Source organism: Chryseobacterium indologenes, assembly GCF_018362995.1.
Lineage (GTDB): Bacteria > Bacteroidota > Bacteroidia > Flavobacteriales > Weeksellaceae > Chryseobacterium > Chryseobacterium indologenes_G.
In genome coordinates, this window is the sequence record NZ_CP074372.1 from 4,552,199 (window position 1) to 4,575,304 (window position 23,106).

22 protein-coding genes are annotated in these 23,106 nt (G+C 35.5%); 11 read left to right on the plus strand and 11 right to left on the minus strand.

Annotated features, from left to right (window positions below; genetic code table 11):
• Window positions 1-5 precede the first annotated feature (5 nt).
• Together DYR29_RS20720 and DYR29_RS20725 are read left to right on the plus strand one after the other, a co-directional pair.
• A complete protein-coding gene (locus DYR29_RS20720) occupies window positions 6-860 on the plus strand; it encodes a glycosyltransferase (RefSeq protein ID WP_213278339.1) in 855 nt (284 codons plus the stop codon).
• Between the two features lie 111 nt (window positions 861-971).
• Window positions 972-2,012, plus strand: a complete 1,041-nt coding sequence (locus tag DYR29_RS20725; protein WP_213278340.1) for a hypothetical protein — start codon at window positions 972-974, stop codon at window positions 2,010-2,012.
• 39 nt (window positions 2,013-2,051) lie between these two features.
• On the opposite strand, the gene DYR29_RS20730 is transcribed toward DYR29_RS20725, so the two are convergent.
• The 3 genes from DYR29_RS20730 to DYR29_RS20740 form a co-directional block, all read right to left on the minus strand.
• Entirely contained in the window at window positions 2,052-3,551 is a 1,500-nt protein-coding gene (locus tag DYR29_RS20730; protein ID WP_213278341.1) for a lipopolysaccharide biosynthesis protein, read from the minus strand.
• A gap of 9 nt (window positions 3,552-3,560) precedes the next feature.
• Entirely contained in the window at window positions 3,561-4,355 is a 795-nt protein-coding gene (locus DYR29_RS20735; RefSeq protein ID WP_047420627.1) for an FkbM family methyltransferase, read from the minus strand.
• A gap of 226 nt (window positions 4,356-4,581) precedes the next feature.
• Complete coding sequence (locus DYR29_RS20740) at window positions 4,582-5,247, minus strand: DUF2461 domain-containing protein (RefSeq protein ID WP_213278342.1); 666 nt, start codon at window positions 5,245-5,247, stop codon at window positions 4,582-4,584.
• 569 nt (window positions 5,248-5,816) lie between these two features.
• Between DYR29_RS20740 and DYR29_RS20745 the strand changes: the two genes are divergently transcribed.
• The 8 genes from DYR29_RS20745 (at window position 5,817) to DYR29_RS20780 (ending at window position 14,013) form a co-directional block, all read left to right on the plus strand.
• On the plus strand, window positions 5,817-7,523 hold the full coding sequence (locus DYR29_RS20745) for a DEAD/DEAH box helicase (protein WP_047420633.1): 1,707 nt from the start codon (window positions 5,817-5,819) through the stop codon (window positions 7,521-7,523).
• Between the two features lie 152 nt (window positions 7,524-7,675).
• A complete protein-coding gene (locus DYR29_RS20750) occupies window positions 7,676-8,314 on the plus strand; it encodes a DUF47 domain-containing protein (protein WP_027374906.1) in 639 nt (212 codons plus the stop codon).
• A gap of 13 nt (window positions 8,315-8,327) precedes the next feature.
• Window positions 8,328-9,470: an inorganic phosphate transporter gene (locus DYR29_RS20755; protein WP_213278343.1), complete on the plus strand. Its 1,143-nt coding sequence runs from the start codon at window positions 8,328-8,330 to the stop codon at window positions 9,468-9,470.
• 100 nt (window positions 9,471-9,570) lie between these two features.
• The gene (locus DYR29_RS20760; RefSeq protein ID WP_047420635.1) at window positions 9,571-10,542 is read left to right on the plus strand and encodes a polyprenyl synthetase family protein; all 972 of its coding nucleotides are present in this window, start codon (window positions 9,571-9,573) and stop codon (window positions 10,540-10,542) included.
• Between the two features lie 76 nt (window positions 10,543-10,618).
• Window positions 10,619-11,569: a GSCFA domain-containing protein gene (locus DYR29_RS20765; protein WP_213278344.1), complete on the plus strand. Its 951-nt coding sequence runs from the start codon at window positions 10,619-10,621 to the stop codon at window positions 11,567-11,569.
• Entirely contained in the window at window positions 11,570-12,091 is a 522-nt protein-coding gene (locus DYR29_RS20770) for a DUF4269 domain-containing protein (RefSeq protein WP_213278345.1), read from the plus strand.
• A 5-nt stretch (window positions 12,092-12,096) separates the two neighbouring features.
• Entirely contained in the window at window positions 12,097-12,864 is a 768-nt protein-coding gene (locus DYR29_RS20775) for a TatD family hydrolase (protein WP_213278346.1), read from the plus strand.
• A 3-nt stretch (window positions 12,865-12,867) separates the two neighbouring features.
• A complete protein-coding gene (locus tag DYR29_RS20780; protein ID WP_213278347.1) occupies window positions 12,868-14,013 on the plus strand; it encodes a hypothetical protein in 1,146 nt (381 codons plus the stop codon).
• A 47-nt stretch (window positions 14,014-14,060) separates the two neighbouring features.
• Here the strand turns inward: DYR29_RS20780 and DYR29_RS20785 are convergent, their stop codons facing one another.
• The 6 genes from DYR29_RS20785 to DYR29_RS20810 form a co-directional block, all read right to left on the minus strand.
• Window positions 14,061-15,365, minus strand: coding sequence for a DEAD/DEAH box helicase (locus DYR29_RS20785; protein WP_213278348.1), 1,305 nt, complete (start codon window positions 15,363-15,365; stop codon window positions 14,061-14,063).
• A gap of 178 nt (window positions 15,366-15,543) precedes the next feature.
• Window positions 15,544-16,182, minus strand: a complete 639-nt coding sequence (locus DYR29_RS20790; protein WP_213278349.1) for a porin family protein — start codon at window positions 16,180-16,182, stop codon at window positions 15,544-15,546.
• Between the two features lie 94 nt (window positions 16,183-16,276).
• Window positions 16,277-16,765 carry a DUF6438 domain-containing protein gene (locus tag DYR29_RS20795; RefSeq protein WP_213278350.1) on the minus strand — a complete coding sequence of 163 codons (489 nt, stop codon included), beginning with the start codon at window positions 16,763-16,765 and terminating at the stop codon, window positions 16,277-16,279.
• 340 nt (window positions 16,766-17,105) lie between these two features.
• Entirely contained in the window at window positions 17,106-18,089 is a 984-nt protein-coding gene (obgE, locus tag DYR29_RS20800) for a GTPase ObgE (RefSeq protein WP_047374141.1), read from the minus strand.
• 63 nt (window positions 18,090-18,152) lie between these two features.
• Complete coding sequence (locus DYR29_RS20805; protein ID WP_047374143.1) at window positions 18,153-18,731, minus strand: adenylate kinase; 579 nt, start codon at window positions 18,729-18,731, stop codon at window positions 18,153-18,155.
• Between the two features lie 152 nt (window positions 18,732-18,883).
• Window positions 18,884-19,438 carry a phosphoribosyltransferase gene (locus DYR29_RS20810; RefSeq protein ID WP_047420642.1) on the minus strand — a complete coding sequence of 185 codons (555 nt, stop codon included), beginning with the start codon at window positions 19,436-19,438 and terminating at the stop codon, window positions 18,884-18,886.
• Between the two features lie 398 nt (window positions 19,439-19,836).
• On the opposite strand from DYR29_RS20810, the gene abc-f reads away from it, so the two are divergent.
• Entirely contained in the window at window positions 19,837-21,426 is a 1,590-nt protein-coding gene (gene abc-f / locus DYR29_RS20815) for a ribosomal protection-like ABC-F family protein (protein WP_213278351.1), read from the plus strand.
• Between the two features lie 148 nt (window positions 21,427-21,574).
• On the opposite strand, the gene DYR29_RS20820 is transcribed toward abc-f, so the two are convergent.
• Both DYR29_RS20820 and DYR29_RS20825 read right to left on the minus strand, forming a co-directional pair.
• On the minus strand, window positions 21,575-22,129 hold the full coding sequence (locus DYR29_RS20820; RefSeq protein WP_213278352.1) for an AAA family ATPase: 555 nt from the start codon (window positions 22,127-22,129) through the stop codon (window positions 21,575-21,577).
• A gap of 41 nt (window positions 22,130-22,170) precedes the next feature.
• A complete protein-coding gene (locus DYR29_RS20825; protein ID WP_213278353.1) occupies window positions 22,171-23,097 on the minus strand; it encodes an alpha/beta fold hydrolase in 927 nt (308 codons plus the stop codon).
• Window positions 23,098-23,106 lie beyond the last annotated feature (9 nt).

The window sequence follows — 23,106 nt, forward strand, 5'->3', positions numbered from 1 at the left end:
TTCCCGTGAGGTTTTTAATCATAATTCCTGCCCATAACGAAGAAGATAACCTCTCCTTTACACTGGATTCTTTACAAAAGCAAAGCAGCAAAGATTTCAAAGTAGTGGTAGTGAATGACGGTTCTGTAGATAGAACCCCTGAAATCATCAGGAAATATACCAAGACTGATTCCCGTTTTGAAACGATTAATCTTCAGAAATCTGAACATCAGCCCGGATCGAAAGTCGTTCATGCTTTTAAAAATGGTCTCCGGACTCAACAGATGGATGAATTTGATATCATCTGTAAATTTGACGCCGATATCATCCTTCCCGAAAACTATCTGTCAGCAGTAGAAACAGCTTTTGCAAACAATCCGGAATATGGTCTCGTAGGAGGTCTTTTATACATAGAAAAAGACGGAAGCTGGATCTATGAAGGAAATTCCAATAAACATCATGTAAGAGGCCCTATGAAAGCTTACCGTAAAGAATGTTTCATTCAGATCGGCGGTTTAAGAGAGACATTGGGATGGGATAATATAGATTCCATACTACTGGAAAATCTGGGATGGAAGGAAGTTGTTCTTCCGGAACTTCATGTGAAGCTGATTAAAGTAAAAGGAGCCGATTACACCATACGGCCGGCGGATTATTATGGAAAGTATTTTTATTTCTTAGGCCTGAACAGGTTTCTGGCTTATATTGCCTCCTCAAAAGAAGCGATGAAAAGTAAGTCTCCATCATTTTTCTTTGATATTATCAATTCCTATGAAAATTGCAGATCAAAAAAAATGGAGCTTAAAATTACAAAAGAAGAGCAAAAAGCCGTCAATGATCAGCGTTGGAGAATGCTGAAAAAAAAATGGCTGAAAATGTAGAAAAAAATAACTTATTATTTGTAAAATCAATAGGGATGGGCTTTAGCCCGTTTAATCAAAAAAATAAAATCCATCGGCTTTAGCCGAAACTTAAGAATGTAACTCCCCCTCGTGAAAAAAATAGCTTACATAGAAATAGATACCCACGCAGAAATTGCTCAGGCCTTCATGGATATTATGAAGGGTTCTCAGGATTTTGCCGTAGACTATTATTTTTCAAAAAGAATTAAAGATCAGATTATTGATAGCAATGAAAATGTTTTCCTGTCAGACAGTTCTATGATTCTGGATCAGCTAAAGGGAAAAGGATATGATCTGGTTGTAATTGGAACTGTACATCGTTATTTTAATACATTTTTAGCCGTAACAAAAAAGTACAATACAGCAATCATTACCCATAATCTTAATTTTACCAAAGCTTCAAAACTGAACCTGCTGAAAAGTATCTTCAAAGGAGATGTTATTTTCAGACTTAAATTGTGGTTGAAAGAAGGACTATTTTATAAAACCAAAGTTTATCAGACCTCCCGATCACTTTTAGTGCTTGATGAAGCTTTGATTTCAGAAAGACATCAGTTTTTGCCACTGTTTTATACCAGAGATTTTGATAAAGCAAGAAATGAAAACCTTGTGGTGGTAATTCCAGGTGGCGTTTCACAGAAGAGAAGGGATTATTCCTATATTTTTAAAACTATTCAGGATCTGAATACAAATAAACGTTATGAGTTTGTATTCCTTGGAAAAGCAAAGGACCATGAATTAAAGCAGTTAGAACAACTGTCTCAAAGACTGCCTGAAAATATCTATATTACTTATTTCTCCGAAAGAGTTTCCTCTGAAAATTTTGAAAAATGGATGCAGAAAGCAGATGTTTTATGGTGTCCGATTCAGCAGGATACAGAATTTTTCAGCATGAAAGAAACGTATGGAGTGACTAAAATGACGGGAAATCTTGGTGATGCTGTTGCTTACGGAAAATGGGCTGTTTTTCCGGGAAATTATCCTTCAAAACTAGATTTTATCATTCCTGAGAAAGGAAATGTTCTTGACCAGTTGAAGACCTTATCAGAAACTCCATTTGATTTTTATAAAACTTACAGCAAAGAAGTAGTGCAGAAAAAACTGGAACAATTCTTAATCAGTCTGATATAAGCCTTTAAAGTAAATGTCTTCGTTTTCTTGGTTAAAAACCTATTTAATCTTAAATACACTCTTAATAAACTTCATATTCAGATAGTCTTCAATCGGAAAAATCTTGGTGAAGTAATTTCCGATGTAGATCAGGATCAGAACAACTGCCGGTTTATAAACCAGATTAATCAGATTGCTGTTGAAGTTGGGAAGAACAATAGCCACGGTAATAGCCAAAGTACAGATGATGGAAACAAAAATCATTTCAATACTCAACGGTGAAACTTTAAATACAAAATAGTTGAAAATAATCTTCACTACATTGTAAATGGAAAGAGAAATAGCCGTAGATAAAGCAATTCCGATCAGTTTAAGGTCTGTATTTTTAATGAAATAATAGTTAAGCCCAATAGTCAGTCCGGCCAGTAAAAGCATCACCAGAATATTGAATCTGTAATATTTTGAAAGTGAAATAATATTTCCGTTGAAACCTGTTGCCAGATCTATCAGCACAGCAGAACCCCAGATCCAGACTACAGGCTCATATTCTCTGAGCATCGTTCCGTTCTTGGGCATGAATTGTGTCAGATACGGGAATCCAACCATGATGCATGAGAATAGAACAGCACCAAGGAAATATAACGTTAAAGATGTTTTCTTGTGAAACCTGTCCAGCTCTACCATATCTCCGTCTGCCAGAGTTTTGTTGATGATAGGAGCGGAAATATTAAATAATCCAAGCTGTGGAATAGAGATTAATGAGATCAGCGCATACAAAACAGAATAGATTCCTACCTCTTCCATCCCCATAAATTCCCCGATCATAAAGCTGTTGATGGCCAGATAATTTCCAAAAGTTCCCAGAAATCCGAAGAAACTGTAATTGAAGAACTCTTTCCAGAAATTATTTTTCTTAAAATAATCCGTATTAAAATCAAGCTTGATTTTCTCCAGTTTGTTGGTGTAATAAATGTACCCCAAAAGCATTAAAAAGAATATTCCAAAAAAGAATGCAAAAGCAATTTTCTGTGACGTTGCAGCAGTGATATTCTGTGATAAGGCAAAGAAAAACAGGCAGAAAGCTCCCAGATTTGCAATTTTTGGAAACAGATTGTCGAAAATATTAGAAACTACAATTCTTTTATAATTGGAGGTGTATTTATTGAAAATAGCACAAAACGAAAGGATTAAAATCAGAGGAAGAATCATTTCTTTGATCTTCCAAGCTTCCGAGTGCCTGAATTTTGGATAAAAATAGGGAAGTATAAAAAATACAACCGTGAAAATAAGAAAGTTGATAAAAACAGTGAGCAAAGACAATGACAGCATATTCTGTTTTTTGCCGTCTCTTTCCACCGTATGAAAAAACTTCACGTTGGAATAGGAAATTCCCAGGACCACAAAAGGAACCAGCATCTCTGCGGTAGGAAGAATGTAGCGAAGCTTTCCGTAAAATTCAAAATCATTCGGAAATATGAATATTGCGGAAACTGTGCCCAGCAAAAAACCAATATAACCGATAATGGAATATTTGAAGCCTTGTCTCGCTACTACACTCATAAAGTCGTTTTAAATGTTTTTAGGTATAAAAATAATATTGTTGATGTACTGGGTTTTATTTTTTTCGTCGTTTGTATTTTGTGTTATGATATCCTCTGTAAGATTTTCCAGGGTAAAGCTGTTTCTGTTCAGATATTTTGCTTCATATCCCCAGCTCATCACTTCAGATATTTCATTCCATATCGGAGTCTGGTGGTGTCTCTGTTCCATTTCAACCATCAAAGTTGGTTTGAACTGACGGATGGTTTCTCTCGCTCCGGAAAGGGTTTTTATTTCGTTTCCTTCAACGTCTATTTTGATGAAATCAAGCCTTTTGAAATGTTCCAGTGCAGCCCATTCATCCAGTTTGATTACTTTTACTTTTTCCGTATAGCTTTTTTCTTCTCCTTTTTCTTTGTAAGAAGTGTTTAAAGTACCGCGGGAAGCAACTGTTTTTCCGTTAATAATGGGTACCTTGAACTCGGCAATACTGTTTTCATCAGAAAGAGCCAGAGGAAAGACGTGCATGGCTGGAAACAGCCTTTTCAGTCGTCTGCAAAGCTTTTTATTAGGTTCAAAACCATAAATATTATCATGGTTTAAGGAGTTTTCCAGTTGGTACAGGAAAGTTCCTACATTCGCACCAATGTCCAATATAACAGCATTTTTAGGAAGGTATTCTTTGATCCATACCAGCTCCGGTTCTACATTGCGTTCCGAAAAATTATTTTTATTAAGATTATTTAACGTTTTAAAATATCTTTTTTTGTAGAAATTCGGACTTATATATTGTAGTTTCTCTGCGATTTTTTGGTATAAAGACATCGTATGCGTTTTGACGAACAGCAAAGATAAGCAAAAATGTAAAACTTTTCTTAAAAAATGTTAAATATAATAAGTTGATTTTCAATAATTATCTTTGGTTTCTGTTTTTTTAATCCGTTGCTTTTAATGGATTTTAAATTTGTCACAGAGGCATTTTTATCCCCCGAACTTTTGTAAAATATTCAGAAACAGAAGGCTTAATTGTCTTTGAAATATGTGTTGCATATTAAAGAAAAGGAGTGTTCAGGAAATCATTGAATGGCTTCATCAGCTTGAAAACTTTAGTCATATTTTTCACTGCATTTTTATCCAGTACCTCCTCGTCTTTTAAAGAATATACTACAATAAAGTTTTTAAGTTTCAGGTATTCTCCCATAGGATCTTCTTTTTCGAAACCTTGCGGGATTTTTTTCAGTTTGTCGTCCTGGTCAAGTTCCGGGAAGTGCTTTTTAAAATCCTTATTATTGAGAATTTTAAGGAAATCACCACCATATAACGATATTTCTTTACGTACTTCTTTCAGAACTGAAGATTCAGGCATGTAAATACCTCCGGCTAAAAAGGATTTTCCCGGTTCCATATGAAGATAGTAACCTCCTTTCTGATTGCCTTTTCCCATTCCCAGAGAGGCTCCGAAATTGGTTTTATAAGGTGATTTATCTTTTGAAAACCTCGTGTCTCTGTAAATTCTGAACAGGGCCTTTTTACTGTCAATTTTAGCAAGTTCTTCATCAAAACCAGACATCTCTTTAATCAGTTCATCAAGAAATGAAACAACATTTTGCTGAGATTCAGTGTACAGTTTTTTATTTTCGTTAAACCATTCGCGGTTATTGTTTTTATTTAATTTGTTTAAAAAATCAAATGTTTTGGAAGAAATGCTTGCAGACATATTGTGTGAGGTGTTTTTAGTATTGTTGCTAAGTCAGATTGGGCAGGCTTTTCAATCCCGGAATTTAGAATTGAAAATTCGTACCACAATTCAAATGTACAAAATCTATTCAGGTTTTAAAACTTTCAGTATGGGTAATATCTGGATATTAGTTGATAAAGGAATCGGCAGTGGCGGATTGATAATTAAAATAGGTTGATAAGTAAGTCGCTGTCAAGTGTCGAATGCCTGAAGTTCTCCTTATTCGTTTGACGATATTTTTTATGTTATTTTAAAGTGGTCTTTTATAATAGATGCAATGTTTCGCATAAGAATATAAAAAGAGAAAAATTTACGTTCTATGGTTTTATTTTTGAAAATTCATAAATATCACAGAAAAAATCAATCCAATTTAATAAAAAAAAATAATGTTTAACAAGTCCTTAGTTTAAGGCTGTTTTTTTTACATTTAATTTTCAAAAAATCAAAGAAATATTAAAAGATTCTGAATTTAAGATTGTATATTTAAAACTTTATTCAAAAACAAGTCAAATATTTGTTGTATCTTTGCAAAAATTTTAAAATAGTTAATGAATTTATTTACGGAAACCAATTTAAGTCCTGATATCCTTAAGGCAATTGGCGAACTGGGCTACGAAAGCCCAACAGAAATCCAAAAACAGACTATCCCTTTTATTCTTTCAGATATTCGCGACTTGATCGCACTTGCGCAAACAGGGACAGGCAAGACAGCAGCGTTTTCGCTTCCGATTTTGGATATGATTGACGATACGAGTCGCAAAATCCAATTATTGGTGCTTTGTCCGACACGGGAATTATGTCTTCAGATTTCGAAGGACATAAAGAATTACTCTAAGTACATGAAAGACATCAAAACTACTGCAGTTTATGGTGGAAGTAGTATTGTAGATCAGATGAGATCTTTGAAGGATAAACCACAGATTATCGTGGGAACTCCGGGAAGAGTAATTGATCTTATCAACAGAAAAGCACTTGACTTTTCTGCGATTCATTGGTTGGTATTAGACGAAGCCGATGAAATGCTTTCTATGGGATTCAAAGACGAATTGGAAACCATTCTAAGCGAAACTCCGGAAACTAAGCAAACTTTCTTATTCTCTGCAACGATGAATAAAGAGGTGGAAAGAATTTCCAAAAATTACCTTACAAAACCACACCGTATTTCAGTAGGTTCTATCAACGAAGTGAAGAAGAACATTACGCATGAATACTATGTAGTAGGGTACCGTCAGAAAAAAGAAGCATTGAAGAGATTAATTGATGCTAACCCTAATCAGTACTCCATTATCTTCTGTAGAACGAGAATGGAAACTCAGGAGGTAGCAGATTTCCTGATGCAGAACGGGTATGCAGCTGATGCTCTTCATGGTGATCTTTCTCAGGCGCAGAGAGATACGGTAATGAAGAAATTCAGATTGAAAAACATTGATATTCTTGTAGCAACAGACGTTGCAGCAAGAGGATTGGATGTAAACTCTCTTACACACGTTATTCACTTCTCTTTACCGGATGATCCTGAAGTATTCGTTCACAGAAGCGGAAGAACAGGTAGAGCTGGAAAAGACGGTATTTCTATGGCCTTAATAAAGCCTGAAGAAAGCAGAAAACTGAAGCAGATCAAATCTGCAACAAAAATTGAAATTAACGAAAAATTCATTCCAACGGGTGATGATATTATCAAAGCTCAGGTAGGAGGTGTATTCGAAAAATTATTGACGGAGCACGAGGATCTTTTCGAATTTGATGATAGCTTAATCCCGGATCTAAGCAAATTTACAAAAGAAGAATTGGTGCACCAGCTGTTACAGTTCCAATTGAAGGATCTTGCTTTATATTACAAAGATAAACACGATCTTGTTGAGCAGAAATTAAGCAGCAGAGATGATGATTACTCAAGAAGAGACCGTGGACGTGATAGAGACAGAGACCGCGGACGTGACAGAGACAGCAGAGACAGAGATCGCGGAAGAGACAGAGATCGTGGTGGAAAGCCAAGAAGAAGAGATGAGAGTATGGTAAGATTCTTCTTTAATCTTGGAAAAAAAGACCACTTGAAGAAGCTTGATGTTTTAGATATTATCAATAAGGCTACTGGTGATGGAAAATCCAAAAAAAGAGCTGAAATCGGAGATATCGAAATCTTAGAGAAATTCTCTTTCTTCGAAGTTGAAAAATCGTTTAAAGACAACGTCTTGAGCAATATTCAATCTATGAAGTTCAAAGGAAAAGATATGAGAGCTGAAGTAGCAAACTAAATCTTACAAATTACTATATAAAACCGGCATTAATGCCGGTTTTTTTATTTGATAATCAAGGGGTAAGCTAATGTTAACAAAACTTAATGTCATATAGTTTCACGTACAATCCTTTTTTAAGAAATTTGCACTCGAATTATAAATACTAAAAAATGGGAATTGGTAATATTTTCCACGCTTTTCAACCAAAAGATAAAATCTTCTTTGTACTTTTCGAAAAAGTAACTGAAAATCTAGTTGCAATGTCAGAAGAATTCAACACAGGAATCAAGGATTTCGATCTTAACGACGATTCAATGTTGAAAAAAATGAGTGATTTCGAACACAAGAATGATGAACTTACTCACGAAATTTTCGTAGAACTAGGGAAAAACTTCATTACACCTTTTGACCGTGAGGATATCCATACACTGGCAACAGGACTGGATGATATCGCTGATTATATCTACGCTTCCACAAAATATATTTTCCTTTACAAATCACCTGAGATGAAGGCTTATTCAGACTTCTCTTTACTGATCCATAAAGCATGTCTTGAAATTCAGAATGCAATGAAAAACCTTAAAGGGTTCAAAAACATGGAGCAGGTGAAAGAAGCTTGTATTAAAGTGAACTCTATTGAGAATATTGCTGACGATTTGCTTTCCAATTCAATGGTAGAATTATTTGAAACCAATGATGCAATCAACATTATTAAAGTTTCATCTGTATTAAATTACCTTGAAATTGTAACGGATAAAGCAGAAGATGTTGCCAATACAATTGAGAACATCATGATTAAATACGCCTAATACATAGCAAAAAATGGAATTTCCGATTTTACTTGTAGTTATTATTGCGTTGGCCCTGATCTTCGATTATATCAATGGTTTTCATGATGCAGCCAACTCAATTGCGACTATTGTTTCTACAAAAGTTTTAACTCCATTCCAGGCTGTACTTTGGGCAGCGCTTTGGAACTTTGCAGCGTTCTTTTTAGCTGCTTATGTTATTGGAGAATTTAAAATTGGTAATACAATTGCCAAAACAGTTAATGAGAATTTTATCAATCTAGAAGTTATATTTTCAGGTTTGGTTGCGGCCATTGCCTGGAATCTTTTGACATGGTGGTTTGGAATTCCTTCTTCGTCTTCACATACGTTGATTGGAGGGTTTTTAGGAGCGGCTTTAATGCATGCTTTTATGATGGATTATCATGATGTAGCAGCAGTACAGCCAAATCTAGGGTTTTGGGAGACTATAAAAGAAGCTTTCATACAGGTTACCCATCAAAGTGTTGTAAAGTTTGATAAAGTAATCCCTATTTTCTTGTTTATTTTCTTAGCTCCTTTTATCGGGATGTTGATTTCAATAATCATTACACTTATTATTGTCCACCTTTATAAGAGATCAAACCCTCACAAAGCAGATCAATCATTCAAAAGATTACAGCTGGCATCTTCAGCATTATTTAGTTTGACTCACGGGTTGAATGATGCTCAAAAAGTTATGGGTATTATTGGAGCTGCAATCATTTTCTATCATGTAGATATGATTCATGATCCTTTATATTTGAACATCGCTTCCGGTGAACGTTTTAATTATTTTGCTCAGCATTACTTATGGGTTCCGTTAGTATCCTTTTTAGCAATTGCTTTAGGTACTATGAGCGGAGGATGGAAGATCATCAAGACTATGGGTACAAAAATTACGAAAGTAACACCATTAGAAGGGGTAAGTGCAGAAACTGCAGGAGCTATTACATTATTTATTACAGAACACCTTTCTATTCCTGTGTCTACAACACATACGATTACAGGATCCATCATTGGGGTAGGATTAACAAAAAGAATATCAGCTGTAAGATGGGGAATAACGGTAAGCTTACTTTGGGCTTGGATTTTAACCATTCCAATCTCTGCAATTGTAGCTGGAGTTACTTATCTTCTAGTCTCTTTGTTTTCTTAAGAAAAATTAAAATATTTATATAAACTTTGTCCGTTTGGGCAAAGTTTTTTGTTTTATAAAGCCTCGAAAAATCGTATTTTTGTTCAAATTAAAAGATTTTATGGAATTTTTAGACAGATACCAGCAGATTGTTGCGGACGCCATCACTAAATATACTTTTAAAGATAAACCTTCGGAGCTTTATGAGCCGATGAACTATATTATTTCCCATGGTGGAAAGCGTCTTCGTCCTATTATGGTGCTGATGGCTTGCGAGATGTTCGGAGGAGATCTTAAGCAGGCAATTAAGCCGGCATTGGCTATCGAGTTTTTCCATAACTTCACGCTGATCCATGATGATATTATGGATGAAGCTCCTTTAAGAAGAAATAAGCCTACCATTCATACTTTACACGGTCTTAATGTGGGAATTCTTTCCGGAGACGGACTGATGCTTAAAGCCTACAAGTTTTTTGAGGATCTGGAGCCGGAAATCTTTAAGGCATGTATCAGAATATTTACCCACACCGGACTTCTGCTTTGTGAAGGACAGCAGTATGATATCAATTTTGAAACTCAGGAAGATGTTACTTTTGATGACTATATCAGAATGATTACCTATAAAACAGGAGTTTTGAGCGCTTCATCATTTGAGATCGGAGCTTTGATTGCAAAAGCTGATTTTAAAGATGCCAAAGCTATTTTTAATTTCGGAAAACATATCGGAATTGCGTTCCAGATTATGGATGATTATCTTGATGTATTTGGTGATCAGGCACAGTTTGGAAAAAAACATGCCGGAGATATTTACGAAAACAAGAAAACCGTTCTTTATTTGTTAGCAAGAGAGCACGCTACCGATGAAGAAAGAAAAGAACTGGATTACTGGTATTCTAAAAAGACTGAAAACGTTGATAAAGTATACGGAGTAGAAAAGATATTCAGAAGAACAAAAGTAGACGAAAAAGCATTACGTCTGATTGAAAAGCATAATGAAATCGGACAAAGCTATCTTCAGAAAATAGATGTTCCTGAGGAAAAGAAAAAACCTTTTATCGAACTGGCAAATTATTTGTTGAGAAGAGAAAGTTAATAGAGGTTGTAGAGGGTAGGTAGCAGGTAACAGCAATTTACCAGCTACCTATTTCCTGCTGACTAATACCTATACGATGAAATTCAGAACAGAAGTTGATATTCCTGCATCAGATAAGAAGATTGAGATTGAAGATAAAATATTTTCAATTGGCTCATGTTTTGCCACTGAAATGACAGATTTACTGCAAAATGGTCAACTTCAGACACTCAATAACCCTTTCGGGACGATATTTAATCCTTTTTCAATCAATCATGCAATCAATAGATTACATGATTCTGCATTTTATGAAGAAGAAGAACTGATTACCTATAATGAAGAATATATTTCTCTGGATCACCACACTAGTTTTGATACCCGGTATATTCATCAGACCCTAGACAAAATAAACGGAGCTATTGAAGCCGGAAATGCCTTTCTCCAGGAAGCTGACTGGATCATTATCACCTACGGCTCCTCATTTATTTACGAGTTTCTTCCCAAGAAAAAGCTTGTGGCCAACTGTCATAAAATCCCGCAAAAGTTTTTTGAAAAAAGACTGCTTTCCCATCAGGAGCTTACAAGTTCTATTTACCAGACGATTCTGGATCTTAAAGATATTTGCAAAGAAGGAGTACAGATCCTGTTTACCGTTTCACCTGTAAGACACACTAAAGACGGAATGGTAGAAAATCAGCTAAGTAAATCCAAATTAATCACCGCTATTCACGAGTCCATTTCTCTTTTTGAAGACTGTCATTACCTTCCGGTTTATGAGATTTTGATGGATGATCTGCGGGACTACCGTTTCTATAAAGAAGATATGATTCATCCCAGTACACAGGCGGTTAATTATATTTTTGAGAAATTTGGAAATGCCTATTTTTCAGGAGAGACGCAGAATTTTATCAAAGAAAATTTTAAGATTATCAAGGCGCTGGAGCATAAAACCAGTGACAAGAAAGACCCTAAGTTTATAGAATTCAGGGAGAAATTAGATCAGAGAATTGAAATTCAGCGTAAAAAGGTAAAACATAAAATATTTTAAATGCTTGACTTTACCAGAATTGACTATCTGAAAAACGGCAATGAAAGACAGAAAAGAGCGTATGATGTTCTTGCAAAATATCAGATTCTTGAAAAATTAAAGGCTTATTCACCCATTTTGGCAGGAACAGTTCCTATTGAAATTGATATCGAAGGAAGTGATCTGGATATTATTTTTGAGGTTGATTTAAGATTTGAAGAAGACTTTCTGGATGATTTAATGCTCACCAGATGTATTCCTCACGATGTAGCCGTCGAACATCCTATCATAAATGGTGAAAAATGCATTACATTGAATTTTATACTGGAAGGATTCCCCATTGAGATTTTCGGGCAAAATAAGCCCACAAAACAGCAAAATGCTTACCTCCATATGATTGCTGAATACAAAATATTGCAGGAAGAAGGAGAAGAATTTAAACAAAAAATAATAGAACTGAAAAAACAAGGAATAAAAACCGAGCCGGCTTTCGGAATATTGCTCGGGCTTGAAAACCCTTATGAAGATCTGTTAAAATACTAAGAAAAATGATTGATACACATACACATTTATACGCAGAAGAATTTGATGAAGACAGAAAAGAAGCCATTCAGAGAGCTTTAGGTAAAGGAATTACAGAATTCTATCTTCCTGCAATTGATTCCGAATCCCACGAGAAAATGCTGCAGCTGGAAACGGAATATCCGGGACAGATTTTTTCAATGATGGGATTACATCCTTGTTATGTAAAACCTGAATCCTGGGAAAAAGAACTCGAAATCGTAAAAAATTACCTCGACCAGCGACATTTTCCTGCAATTGGGGAAATCGGGATTGATCTGTATTGGGATAAAACAACACTGGACATTCAGGTGAAAGCTTTTGAACAGCAGATTGATTGGGCCATAGAAAAAGACCTTCCGATTGTAATTCATACAAGAGAAAGCTTTGATGAGACCTTTGAAGTGTTAGAAAGAAAAAAACATCCGAAACTAAGAGGAATTTTTCACTGTTTTTCTGGAAATCTGGAACAGGCACACCACGCTGTTGATCTTAATTTCATTTTAGGGATCGGTGGAGTAGTAACGTTCAAAAACGGGAAAATAGATCAGTTTCTGAGTGAAGTTCCATTGGATAAAATTGTTCTGGAAACAGACTCTCCTTACCTTGCTCCGGTACCTCACAGAGGAAAAAGAAATGAAAGCTCGTATCTTGACCTGGTTGCTGGAAGACTGGTAGATATCTACGGAAAAGATTTCTCTGAGATAGACCGTATTACCACAGAAAATGCTAAAAATATTTTTAAAATAGCATAATTAATGAATGCCCTTTTAAATTTTACAAGGAACAATCGGTTGAATGGTATATTGCTGTTTGCTGTTTATTTCATAATTAACCTTTTATTTCTGACAAAATATGGAATCAGGCAGTCTTTTGTTCCTCTTAATATTTTAATTATTCTTTTTTCAGGAGGCAATTTGTTATTATTTTCTTTAGGAAAATGGTCCTGGCTGAAAAAGATATGGACTGAGAAATCAGTATATCTCCTTATAGCCGCTATTGCTGTTGTTTACATTGCTATGTGCCATGTAATGAAAGATCCTTACAAAATGAATATCGATAGATGGGCAACTTTAGAATTTTCTGTGCAGCATTGGACAAAAGGAGAATACATTTATGATACTCCAAATTTCATGGGAAATTTATCATCTTATCTTCCCGGACAATTGCTTTTATCAAGTGTTTTTTATTTTTTAGGGAATGTTGGCTACCTTCAGGTTTCAGCTTTTTTATTGTTTTCCTATGTTATTTTTTTAGAATTTAAGGGCAATTTTCATAGATTTCTCGCGATAGTAATGCTTGGGATTTCCCTGGCTTATATTTATGAAGTGGTTTGTAAGAGTGATTTTATCTCTTCCTTTATTGCCGTTGCAGCCTTCATTCTTTTTTGGAACAGAAAGTTTAAAGACAATTATTTTAAAAAACCTGTTCTGTTGGGAATATGTATAGGGATTTTATGTCTTACAAGAAGTGCAGCGATCATTCCTTTGATTATTTTTTTATTAAATCCTTTTTTTAAAACCAGCTGGAAAAATAAAATACAATTTGGAATAAGCTTTTTATTGACAGCTGCAATACTAATAGCATCCGTTCTGCTGCCTGGTAAAAGTATTGAACATGTACTGCAGTACAATCCTCTTAATCTTCAGGGACAAAGCAATAAATTTGTTATGCTGTCCTTTATTATACTGTCGATCATGCTTTCCTTTTATGTAAAGAAGATAGAAACAGTATTTTACTATTCAGCGTATATTCTTTTTTTCGTGATGTTGAGTTTTATAAGTGAGCAGTATATGACCTTAGGATTTTCTTATCAGAATAATTTCTTTTCTACAACCTATCTGGCCGCCTGTTTACCTTTTTGTATTATCGGGTATTGTTATACAAAACAAAAAACAGAATAATAATAAACAATCAATAAAAAAGTCCTTTTCAAAAAAGGACTTTTATTTTATTTTTTTCTGGTGAAATTCTTGTTCTTAGGCTTTTTAAAACCTACTGAAGCTCCGGCAGAAGGCTTTTTACGGTTGTTATTCGGCCTTGAATTATTACTGTTACCTGTTTTAGGTTTCTCGCCACCTGCATGAACAGGTTTGTTGTTAGAATCTCTTTTCTGGGCAACCAGATCATCCGTGTGGAACGGATGGTCTTTGATGACAGGAATTTTCTTTCCAATCAATTTTTCAGTATTCTTTAAATTCAAAAGATCAAGCCCGTCTACAAAAGAAATGGAAGTTCCTTCAGCTCCGGCTCTCCCTGTTCTTCCGATTCGGTGTACATACGTTTCAGAAACATCAGAGAGCTCAAAATTGATCACGAATTTCAATTCATCAATATCAATTCCTCTTGCTGCAATATCAGTTGCTACAAGAACTCTTGTTTTTCCGGATTTAAAGTTATTCAGCGCATTTTGTCTCGCATTCTGAGACTTGTTACCATGTATCGCTTCTGCAGAAATACTATCTTTCTGAAGTTTTCTCGCAATCTTATCTGCTCCGTGCTTTGTTCTTGCAAATACCAATACAGAATCTGAAATGTCATTTTTCAGAATGTGAGAAAGCAAATCCAGTTTGTTATCTTTTTCTACAAAATATACAGATTGTTTAATGGTGTCTGCTGTAGAAGAAACCGGAGTTACCTCTACTTTTATTGGATTATTCAGGATAGAATTGGCTAGTTTCTGAATTTCAGTCGGCATTGTTGCAGAAAAGAATAAAGTTTGTCTTCTCTGAGGCAGAAGTTTGATGATTCTTTTTACATCGTGTACAAACCCCATATCCAGCATTCTGTCTGCTTCATCAAGAACAAAGATCTCAAGATTTTTCAAGCTGATGATGCCCTGAGCAATAAAGTCAAGAAGTCTTCCCGGGGTAGCTACCAGAATATCAACTCCTTTTCTCAAAGCAGCTTCCTGGTTTCCTTGTTTTACCCCTCCAAAAATGACAAGTTGTTTTAATGGAAGATATTTACCGTAAGCATTAATGTTTTCCTCAATCTGAATGGCCAGTTCTCTGGTTGGAGTAAGGATTAACGCTTTTATATATTTGTTGGGAATTTTATTTTTGGATAAATTCTGTAGAATAGGAATAGAAAAAGCAGCTGTTTTACCAGTTCCTGTCTGCGCGCAGCCTAAAAAGTCTCTGCCGTCTAATATATCAGGAATAGATCTTTCCTGGATAGGAGTAGGAGTCGTGTATCCCTGCTCCTGGATTGCTTTTGCAATAGGTTCTATTAAGTTTAAGTCTGTAAAATTCAAATGAATTATTTTAAAATTTAAATAAAAATTCCTTCAGTCTGAAAGAATTACATTCTGCAAAGGTAGTCTAAATATTTTTAAGTATCTTATTCCACTTTTTTAGACTTATTAGCTATTGAAAAACAAAAATGGCCACCCGAATGTGAGCCGCCATTTTTTTCTGTTAAATATCTGAAGTTTATTTAAATCTGTATCCTACACCAGCCTGCAGAAATCCGATTTTAACAGGAACTGCATTGCTTTTATTCATTTCTATAAAATTGAAATTGTATCTGGCGTCAACAAAAAACTTTTGATTAATCTTATATTCTGCCCCTACAAATGGAAATAAATTCAGGGTTTTTAAAGATTCGTAATTGTGGGTTTCAGCCTCATCAAAAACAGTACTCATTTTTACTTTGGATGATATGTTGAATCCTAAGTTCATCCCTACAGAAGCTGAAAGCTCCGGAACAATATAATATTTTACTGAAATAGGAACCTGTATCTGGTTGAACTTGTAATTAAAGTTCATATTACCCATGCTTACTACCTCATTGCCTACCAGTTCATACCAGGGATAAGCGTCTTTACCACCTAATTGAGTATACAGTAATTCAGCCTGTAAGCCAAATTTAGGAGATATGGGCTGCTCTGCTACGATACCTACATAAAAATAAGATTTTGAATCCAGTCCGGTTCCAAAAAACTTCATATTGGATAAGGAATATCCTCCCTTTATCCCAAAGCTCACAGATGCCGGATCTTTTGTAGTTTCTTGTGCATTAAATATTGCTGAGAAAGCAAATGCTGCAATGAAAAAAATGTTCTTCTTCATATTTATTTTAATGGTTAATAGTTTTACAAAAAAATAATTCCTCCAAATGAAGGAATTACTGTTACAAAGATAAATTAAATATTTTTTAGTGAAGCTATTTCACTTTATTCCATTGTTGATTCTTTCTTAAGTTTTCAAAAAATTGATAGACTTCTGAAAGTTTTTCACTTCCATGTTTTCCGTAATCTTCCACATTTTTTGAAGTGCTGTCAGCGAATTTGATTCTTAAATAAGAGGTTGGAAGATCGGTGATATTTTTCTCACCATACTTGTCGTTTAAGCTTTTTACATTGAGCCCATCCAGTAAGCTGATTAATTTATTGTAATCCTCTTCCTTGATTGTTCCTTTGAAAGTTCCTTCACGCGGCTTTGAAAACTCATCTTTTGATGGCTTATCATTAAAATTAAAATGTTCTGCTTCAAAAACTGCTGTTCTGTCCGGGCTGATCGTCATTTTAAAAACAGGACAGAATCCGAAACACGGAGTAGCCTCATATTCAATAGTAGAATATTTGGAGTTTACTTTCTGAGACGTACAGGAAAATAAAAATACAAATGCACAAAGGGTCAATAAATATTTCATAGTTTAAAATTTCAGATGGTCTCCCAATAATTGTTCCAAAAACTTCATCTTGGTGTATTTGTATGTTAAATATAAAATAATAAATCTACTTAATCTTTTATTTAAACCATTAAGATAAGATGAAGATGTTAAGGAAATTAAGATAAGCTTCGCTTTAAGCTTAAGAATCAGAATGATTGATCTTAACTCTACTTTATCTCTTAAATTCTTCTTAATGGTTTAAAATATTATATAGAGAAATAAGTGAATTGTAAACATAAAAAAACAGCCTCAGAAAATCTGAGGTTGTTTTTATGTTGAAGTTCTATTTTAAAAATAAAACTTGTGAATTATGCATTTTTTATCCGTGTAGTTGTTTCCAGATAGCATCTTTCAGTTCCATAAGACCTTCCCCGGTAACTCCTGAAAAGAATAAAGGCTGCTTGTTTTCAGGAAACTCTGCTGCAATTTCTTTTTTCAGTTCATCATCCAAAAGGTCAGATTTTGAAACGGAAATAATGAAATCCTTATCCAAAAGTTCAGGATTGTACTCCTTCAGCTCATTTTCAAGAATTTTAAACTCCTGGAAGTGATCTTCAGAATCCGAAGGAATTAAAAACAATAGGATAGAGTTTCTTTCAATATGTCTCAGGAATCTGTGTCCTAATCCTTTTCCTTCCGCGGCTCCTTCAATAATTCCGGGAATATCAGCCATTACAAAAGATTTGTAATTTCTGTAGTCCACAATTCCAAGGTTAGGAGTCAGGGTTGTAAAGGCGTAATTGGCAATTTTTGGTTTTGCTGCAGAAACAGATGCTAAAAGTGTAGATTTTCCGGCATTTGGAAACCCAACAAGTCCTACATCAGCCAAAATTTTAAGCTCGAAGACCACATAGCCTTCTTCGCCATCCATTCCAGGCTGCGCATATCTTGGGGTCTGATTGGTAGAAGATTTGAAATGCTCGTTTCCTTTTCCACCTTTTCCTCCCTGCATCAAAATGATTTCCTGCTTGTCATCAAGGATTTCTCCGATAATTTCACCTTCTTCATTTTTAGCGATTGTTCCAATGGGAACATCAATATAAATATCAGAACCGTCAGCTCCTGTAAGCTGGTTTTTCGCTCCGTTTTCACCGCGTTCTGCTTTTATGTGACGGGTGTATCGAAGTGGAAGTAAAGTCCATTCATTAGCATTTCCTCTCATGATGACGTGTCCGCCACGACCTCCGTCGCCACCGTCAGGACCACCTTTAGGAATATACTTTTCACGGCGAAGGTGGGCAGAACCAGCACCTCCGTGTCCGCTTTTACAATGGATCTTTACGTAATCTACAAAGTTAGACATATAGTTTGTGTTGCGAGTTGTGAGCTACGGGAGGAAATTTCTTATCCCGTACCCGTATCCCGATTATTTAATTTTCTCTACTTCAGCGAAAAGTTTTTGGGAAATCTCGTCAATTTCTCCAACACCGTTTACCTCTACATATTTACCCTGCTGCTTATAAAGCTCGGCAACTTCTGCTGTTTTAGTATAATATTCTTTAATTCTGTTTTCGATGATCTCTACATTGCTGTCATCTGATCTTCCGCTAGTTTCTCCTCTTTTCAGAAGTCTTTCAACCAAAATTTTGTCCTCTACTACCAATGAAAGACAGATATCAATATCGTCGTTCAGTACTTCCTTAACGATGGTTTCCAGAGCTTCTGTCTGCGCAGTTGTTCTTGGATATCCGTCAAAAATGAAACCGTTAGTATCAGTAGGTTTTTTGATCTCATCGATCAGCATATCTGTTGTTACCTGATCCGGAACCAATTCTCCCTTATCGATGTATGACTTAGCCAGTTTTCCAAGTTCAGTGTCATTTTTCATATTGTATCTGAAAAGATCACCTGTTGAAACCTGTTTTAAATTGAATTTCTCGATTAGATTCTGAGCTTGTGTTCCTTTTCCACTTCCTGGAGGGCCGAACAGAACAATGTTTATCATAATGTTGATACGCTTTCAGCAATTGGCATTCGCTTCTGGCTCCTGGCTTTTGGCAGTTTGCTTTTTGCTTTCAGCTTTTTTAAGTTATTATTAAATTTATTTCTTTATATAATGTTTTAAGCTAAAAGCTATCAGCTAATAGCCAACAGCGTTTAATGGTTGATTTGTCCGTCTTCCAATTGATATAAATTAGGTAGGTTTCTTCCCAATTCATCATAATCAAGTCCGTATCCAAGTACAAATTTGTTTGGAATTTCTCTTCCGATATAATCCAGCTTGAAATCTTTCTTGTAAATCTCAGGTTTCAGTAAGAAACTTGCCAGCTTTACAGATTTAGGACGTTGTGTTTCCTTAAAATATTTGAAAAGACTCTCAACAGTGTTTCCTGTATCTACGATATCTTCTACAAGAATGATGTGACGGTCTCTTACATCTTTGGTAAGTTCCATTTTCTGATAAACAATCCCTGTAGATTCAGTTCCTACGTAAGAACTCATTTGAATGAAGGCAATTTCACATTCCCCCGGGTAATATTTTAAAAGATCTGAGAAGAACATCACCACCCCATTTAAAACGCCAATGAATACGGGTACTTCATCTTTGTAATCTTCATAAATTCTTAACGCTGTCTCTTTTACAATTTCCTGAATTTCGGCATCCTTTAAATAAGGAACGAAAGTTTTGTCGTGAACTTTAATGCTTTCCATAAAATTTTTAGTAGGAGGCAAAGTTACGGATTTTTGATTAAAATACTTTCCTGTTTTTATGAGTTTGAAAGTTTGACGGTTTCGGCACAACAAAGTGGGGGATTATGATGAAGGCTGTTTAAATCAGAATAAGTATAAGTCATTGAACGACATAGAAAGGTATAGCCTTAGAAAAATAGATTCTTCAGAAGGGAATAAATGCCCGGTGTTTAAGAGTGGAAGAAAAAAGAGCTGATAAATATCTTGATAATTTATGGAAAAATGGATATTGTAAAAAATGACTACCTTTGTTCTTTCAAAACCCAAAATACGGACATGTAGGATATCATTTCTTTCAGATTCAATAAAACAGTAACGATGATGTTACTGGTGCTCAACTATTTTTTAAGAAAGAAATCATGATTTTACTACAACATATATCCTTTGGGTTTCCGGGAGGAGATCTTCTATTTAATAATACTAACTTAACAATACCATCTCACACTAAATCTGCTTTGGTGGGAAGCAACGGCATGGGAAAATCAACCCTGCTGAAAATTATCTCGGGGGAAATACAGCCTTTAAACGGAAATATTACTATTTCGGATTCTGTTTTTTATGTTCCTCAGATGTTTGGAAACTTTAATCATCTTACCATTGCTGAATGTCTGAAAATAGATCAGAAACTGGATGCACTCCAAAAAATCACCAATGGAGAGGTGGATGAAATCTATTTTGAAATTCTCAATGACGACTGGGACATTGAAGAGCGTTGCCAGCAGGCATTGGAACCTTGGGGACTTGATAATTTTGATTTAAATCAGACACTGGAAAGTTTAAGTGGCGGCCAGAAAACAAAAGTCTTTCTTGCAGGAATTCAGATCAGTCAGCCTGACATCATTATATTGGATGAACCCACCAATCATCTGGATCTTGAGGGAAGAAAATTACTCTATGACCTTATTGATAAAACAGATGCAACAGTAGTTATAGTAAGCCACGACCGGACTTTACTGAATCTGGTTGATACCATATTTGAATTAAGTAACCAGGGAATTGCCACATATGGAGGAAACTATGATTTCTATGCGGAACAAAAAGAAGTGGAGGAGGAAGCCTTGCATAATGATATTCATGCTAAAGAACGGGCGCTGAAAAAAGCAAAAGAGAAAGAAAGGGAAACGCTGGAACGAAAACAGAAGCTTGATGCAAAAGGAAAGCAAAAGCAGGAAAAATCGGGCGTTGCAAGAATTATGATGAACACCCTTCGGAATAACGCTGAAAAAAACAGTTCAAAGCTGAAAAGTGTGCATGCAGAGAAAATCAGTGGAATTTCAGATGGCTTGAGAGATCTTCGTTCCTCCTTAAAGAATTCTGAGCAGATGAAAGTGAATTTTAATGATTCCAATCTGCATTCGGGGAAAATTTTAATTGCGGCTGAAGATATTAACTTCAGTTATGGAAAAGGAAATCTATGGAAAGAAAATCTCAGCTTTGAGATCCGAAGCGGAGAAAGAATTTCAATCAAAGGCCCCAATGGCTCAGGAAAAACGACTCTGATACAACTTCTGCTGGGAAATCCTGAACCTTCTGAAGGAAAAATAGACAGGGCAGAGTTTAACAGCATTTATATTGATCAGGAATATTCACTGATTGATCATGACTCTACTCTTTATGATTTTGTCCAGACCTTTAATGATAATGCACTGCAGGAATCTGAGGTGAAAACATTACTTTCCAGATTTTTATTCGGTAAAGATACCTGGGACAAAAAATGTGGTGTATTGAGTGGAGGGGAGCGTTTACGGTTACTTCTCTGCGGGCTTTCCATCAGCAACAAAGCTCCGGATATGATCATCCTTGATGAACCCACGAATAACCTCGATCTTCAGAATGTAGAAATTCTCACCAATTCCATTAAAGATTATCATGGAACATTGATGGTGATTTCCCACGATGAAGTTTTTTTGAAGGAGATTGGAATTGATCGGGAATTGATGCTTGGCTAAGTGTTTTTTTTGTATAATGTGGGAAATATTCAATAGAGGCGGGCTTTAGCCCGTCTTTCAAAAACCAATAAAATTCCATTGGCTTTAGCCAAAACTTATCATAATAAAACCTGGAAATTGATTTTCAGGTTTTTATTTTCTATAAACTTTAAAAACTCTTTATTTGTTTATTTATTGTATTCAGAATAATCTCCATCTTTTTAGGCAGGTCATAATCTCCTGAAATCTCAATCAAAGGAGTATTCATCTCAGACAGCCATTCCAAATGGGCTTTTAATGTTCTGTTGGCAATACCTGTATGGTGATCATAATCTTTAGCCCAATCCATAAACTCCTGAAATTTTTTTGCTCTTTCCTGATTGGTGATAATTTCTTGGCCATATCTTTCTTGCTCTCTTTTTCGGAGCCTTTCCAGTCGTACATCTGGAGGAAGATAGAGAAAAATAATCAGGTCAAATGCAGGAAATACATTTTCACCCCAATGAATGATTGAGCCGCCAAAAATCCAGTTTCTGGCAGTATGAAGTTTGTCTGAAACAATTGAATTTCTCGTTTCAGGGTTTTGTCTTTCTGTAAAAGGAATTGGTGTTGGAAGCCAGAAAAAATCATCACTGTCGAAGTATTCAAGATTGAGTTCTTCAGACAATGCTTTTCCTAAAGTAGTAACCCCGGAACCTGAAGCTCCGAAAATATGTATTCTCATGACTTTATCCGTTTATAAATCCTCAAATCTGTGAAAGCATTTTAATTTTTTTCTATCCAACGGGTGATTTCATTCAGTACTTCTTCCCGTATTTCTTCGTTAAGAATTTCGTGGCGCATCTCCGGATAAATTTTCACATCCACATGCTGGAAACCGTCAGCTTTTAAATGGTCAACAGTATGCATAACTCCTTTTCCAAAATCCCCGATCGGGTCATTCTGTCCGCTTACAAACAGGAAAGTAAATGACTTGGAAATAGTTGCAGCCCAGTTTCTCGCTGTAGCTTTTTTATAAATGGTAAATAAAGTATAAAACGCATTATGACTAAACGGAATTCCACAAAGTTCATCCTGTTCAAAAGCTTTTCTGTTGTTGCGATTTACACTTAACCAGCTGGTATCACTGAAATCTTTGTCCTTTTTAAAATGTTTGTTATTGACACTCGTAAAAACAGAATTCAAAAAAGTACGGTGACGGGGAGCGATGGCTGTGGCTAATGACAAATAACCTCTCAATATATCGATTCCCGGTAAAGGTCCGCCGGTTCCTGTAATGATAGCCCCTGAAAATTTATTGCTAGCCTTTTGAAGAAGACAACGAGTAATAAAAGATCCCATAGAATGCCCTAAAATAAAATGCGGAACATCCGGATATTGCTCTGCAATATAATCAGCCATCATTTCTGTGTCTGCAACAAGCCTTTCATCCGGTTTTTCAAGCTGGAAGAAACCAATGTCTTTTTTCTCTTTTATAGATTTTCCATGTCCCAGATGATCATAAGTCAATACAGCAATTCCATGAGAAGCAAAATATTCTGCAATCTCAGCATATCTTCCGCTGTGTTCCTGCATGCCGTGAACAATGAGAAGGGTGGCTTTTGCTGTTTCCGGAGAAAACAGGGTGTGGAAAAGCTGAGAGTTGTTGTTTATTTTCGATGGTAAGTATGATGATGTTTGGGAAAAGGTCATAGCAATTGG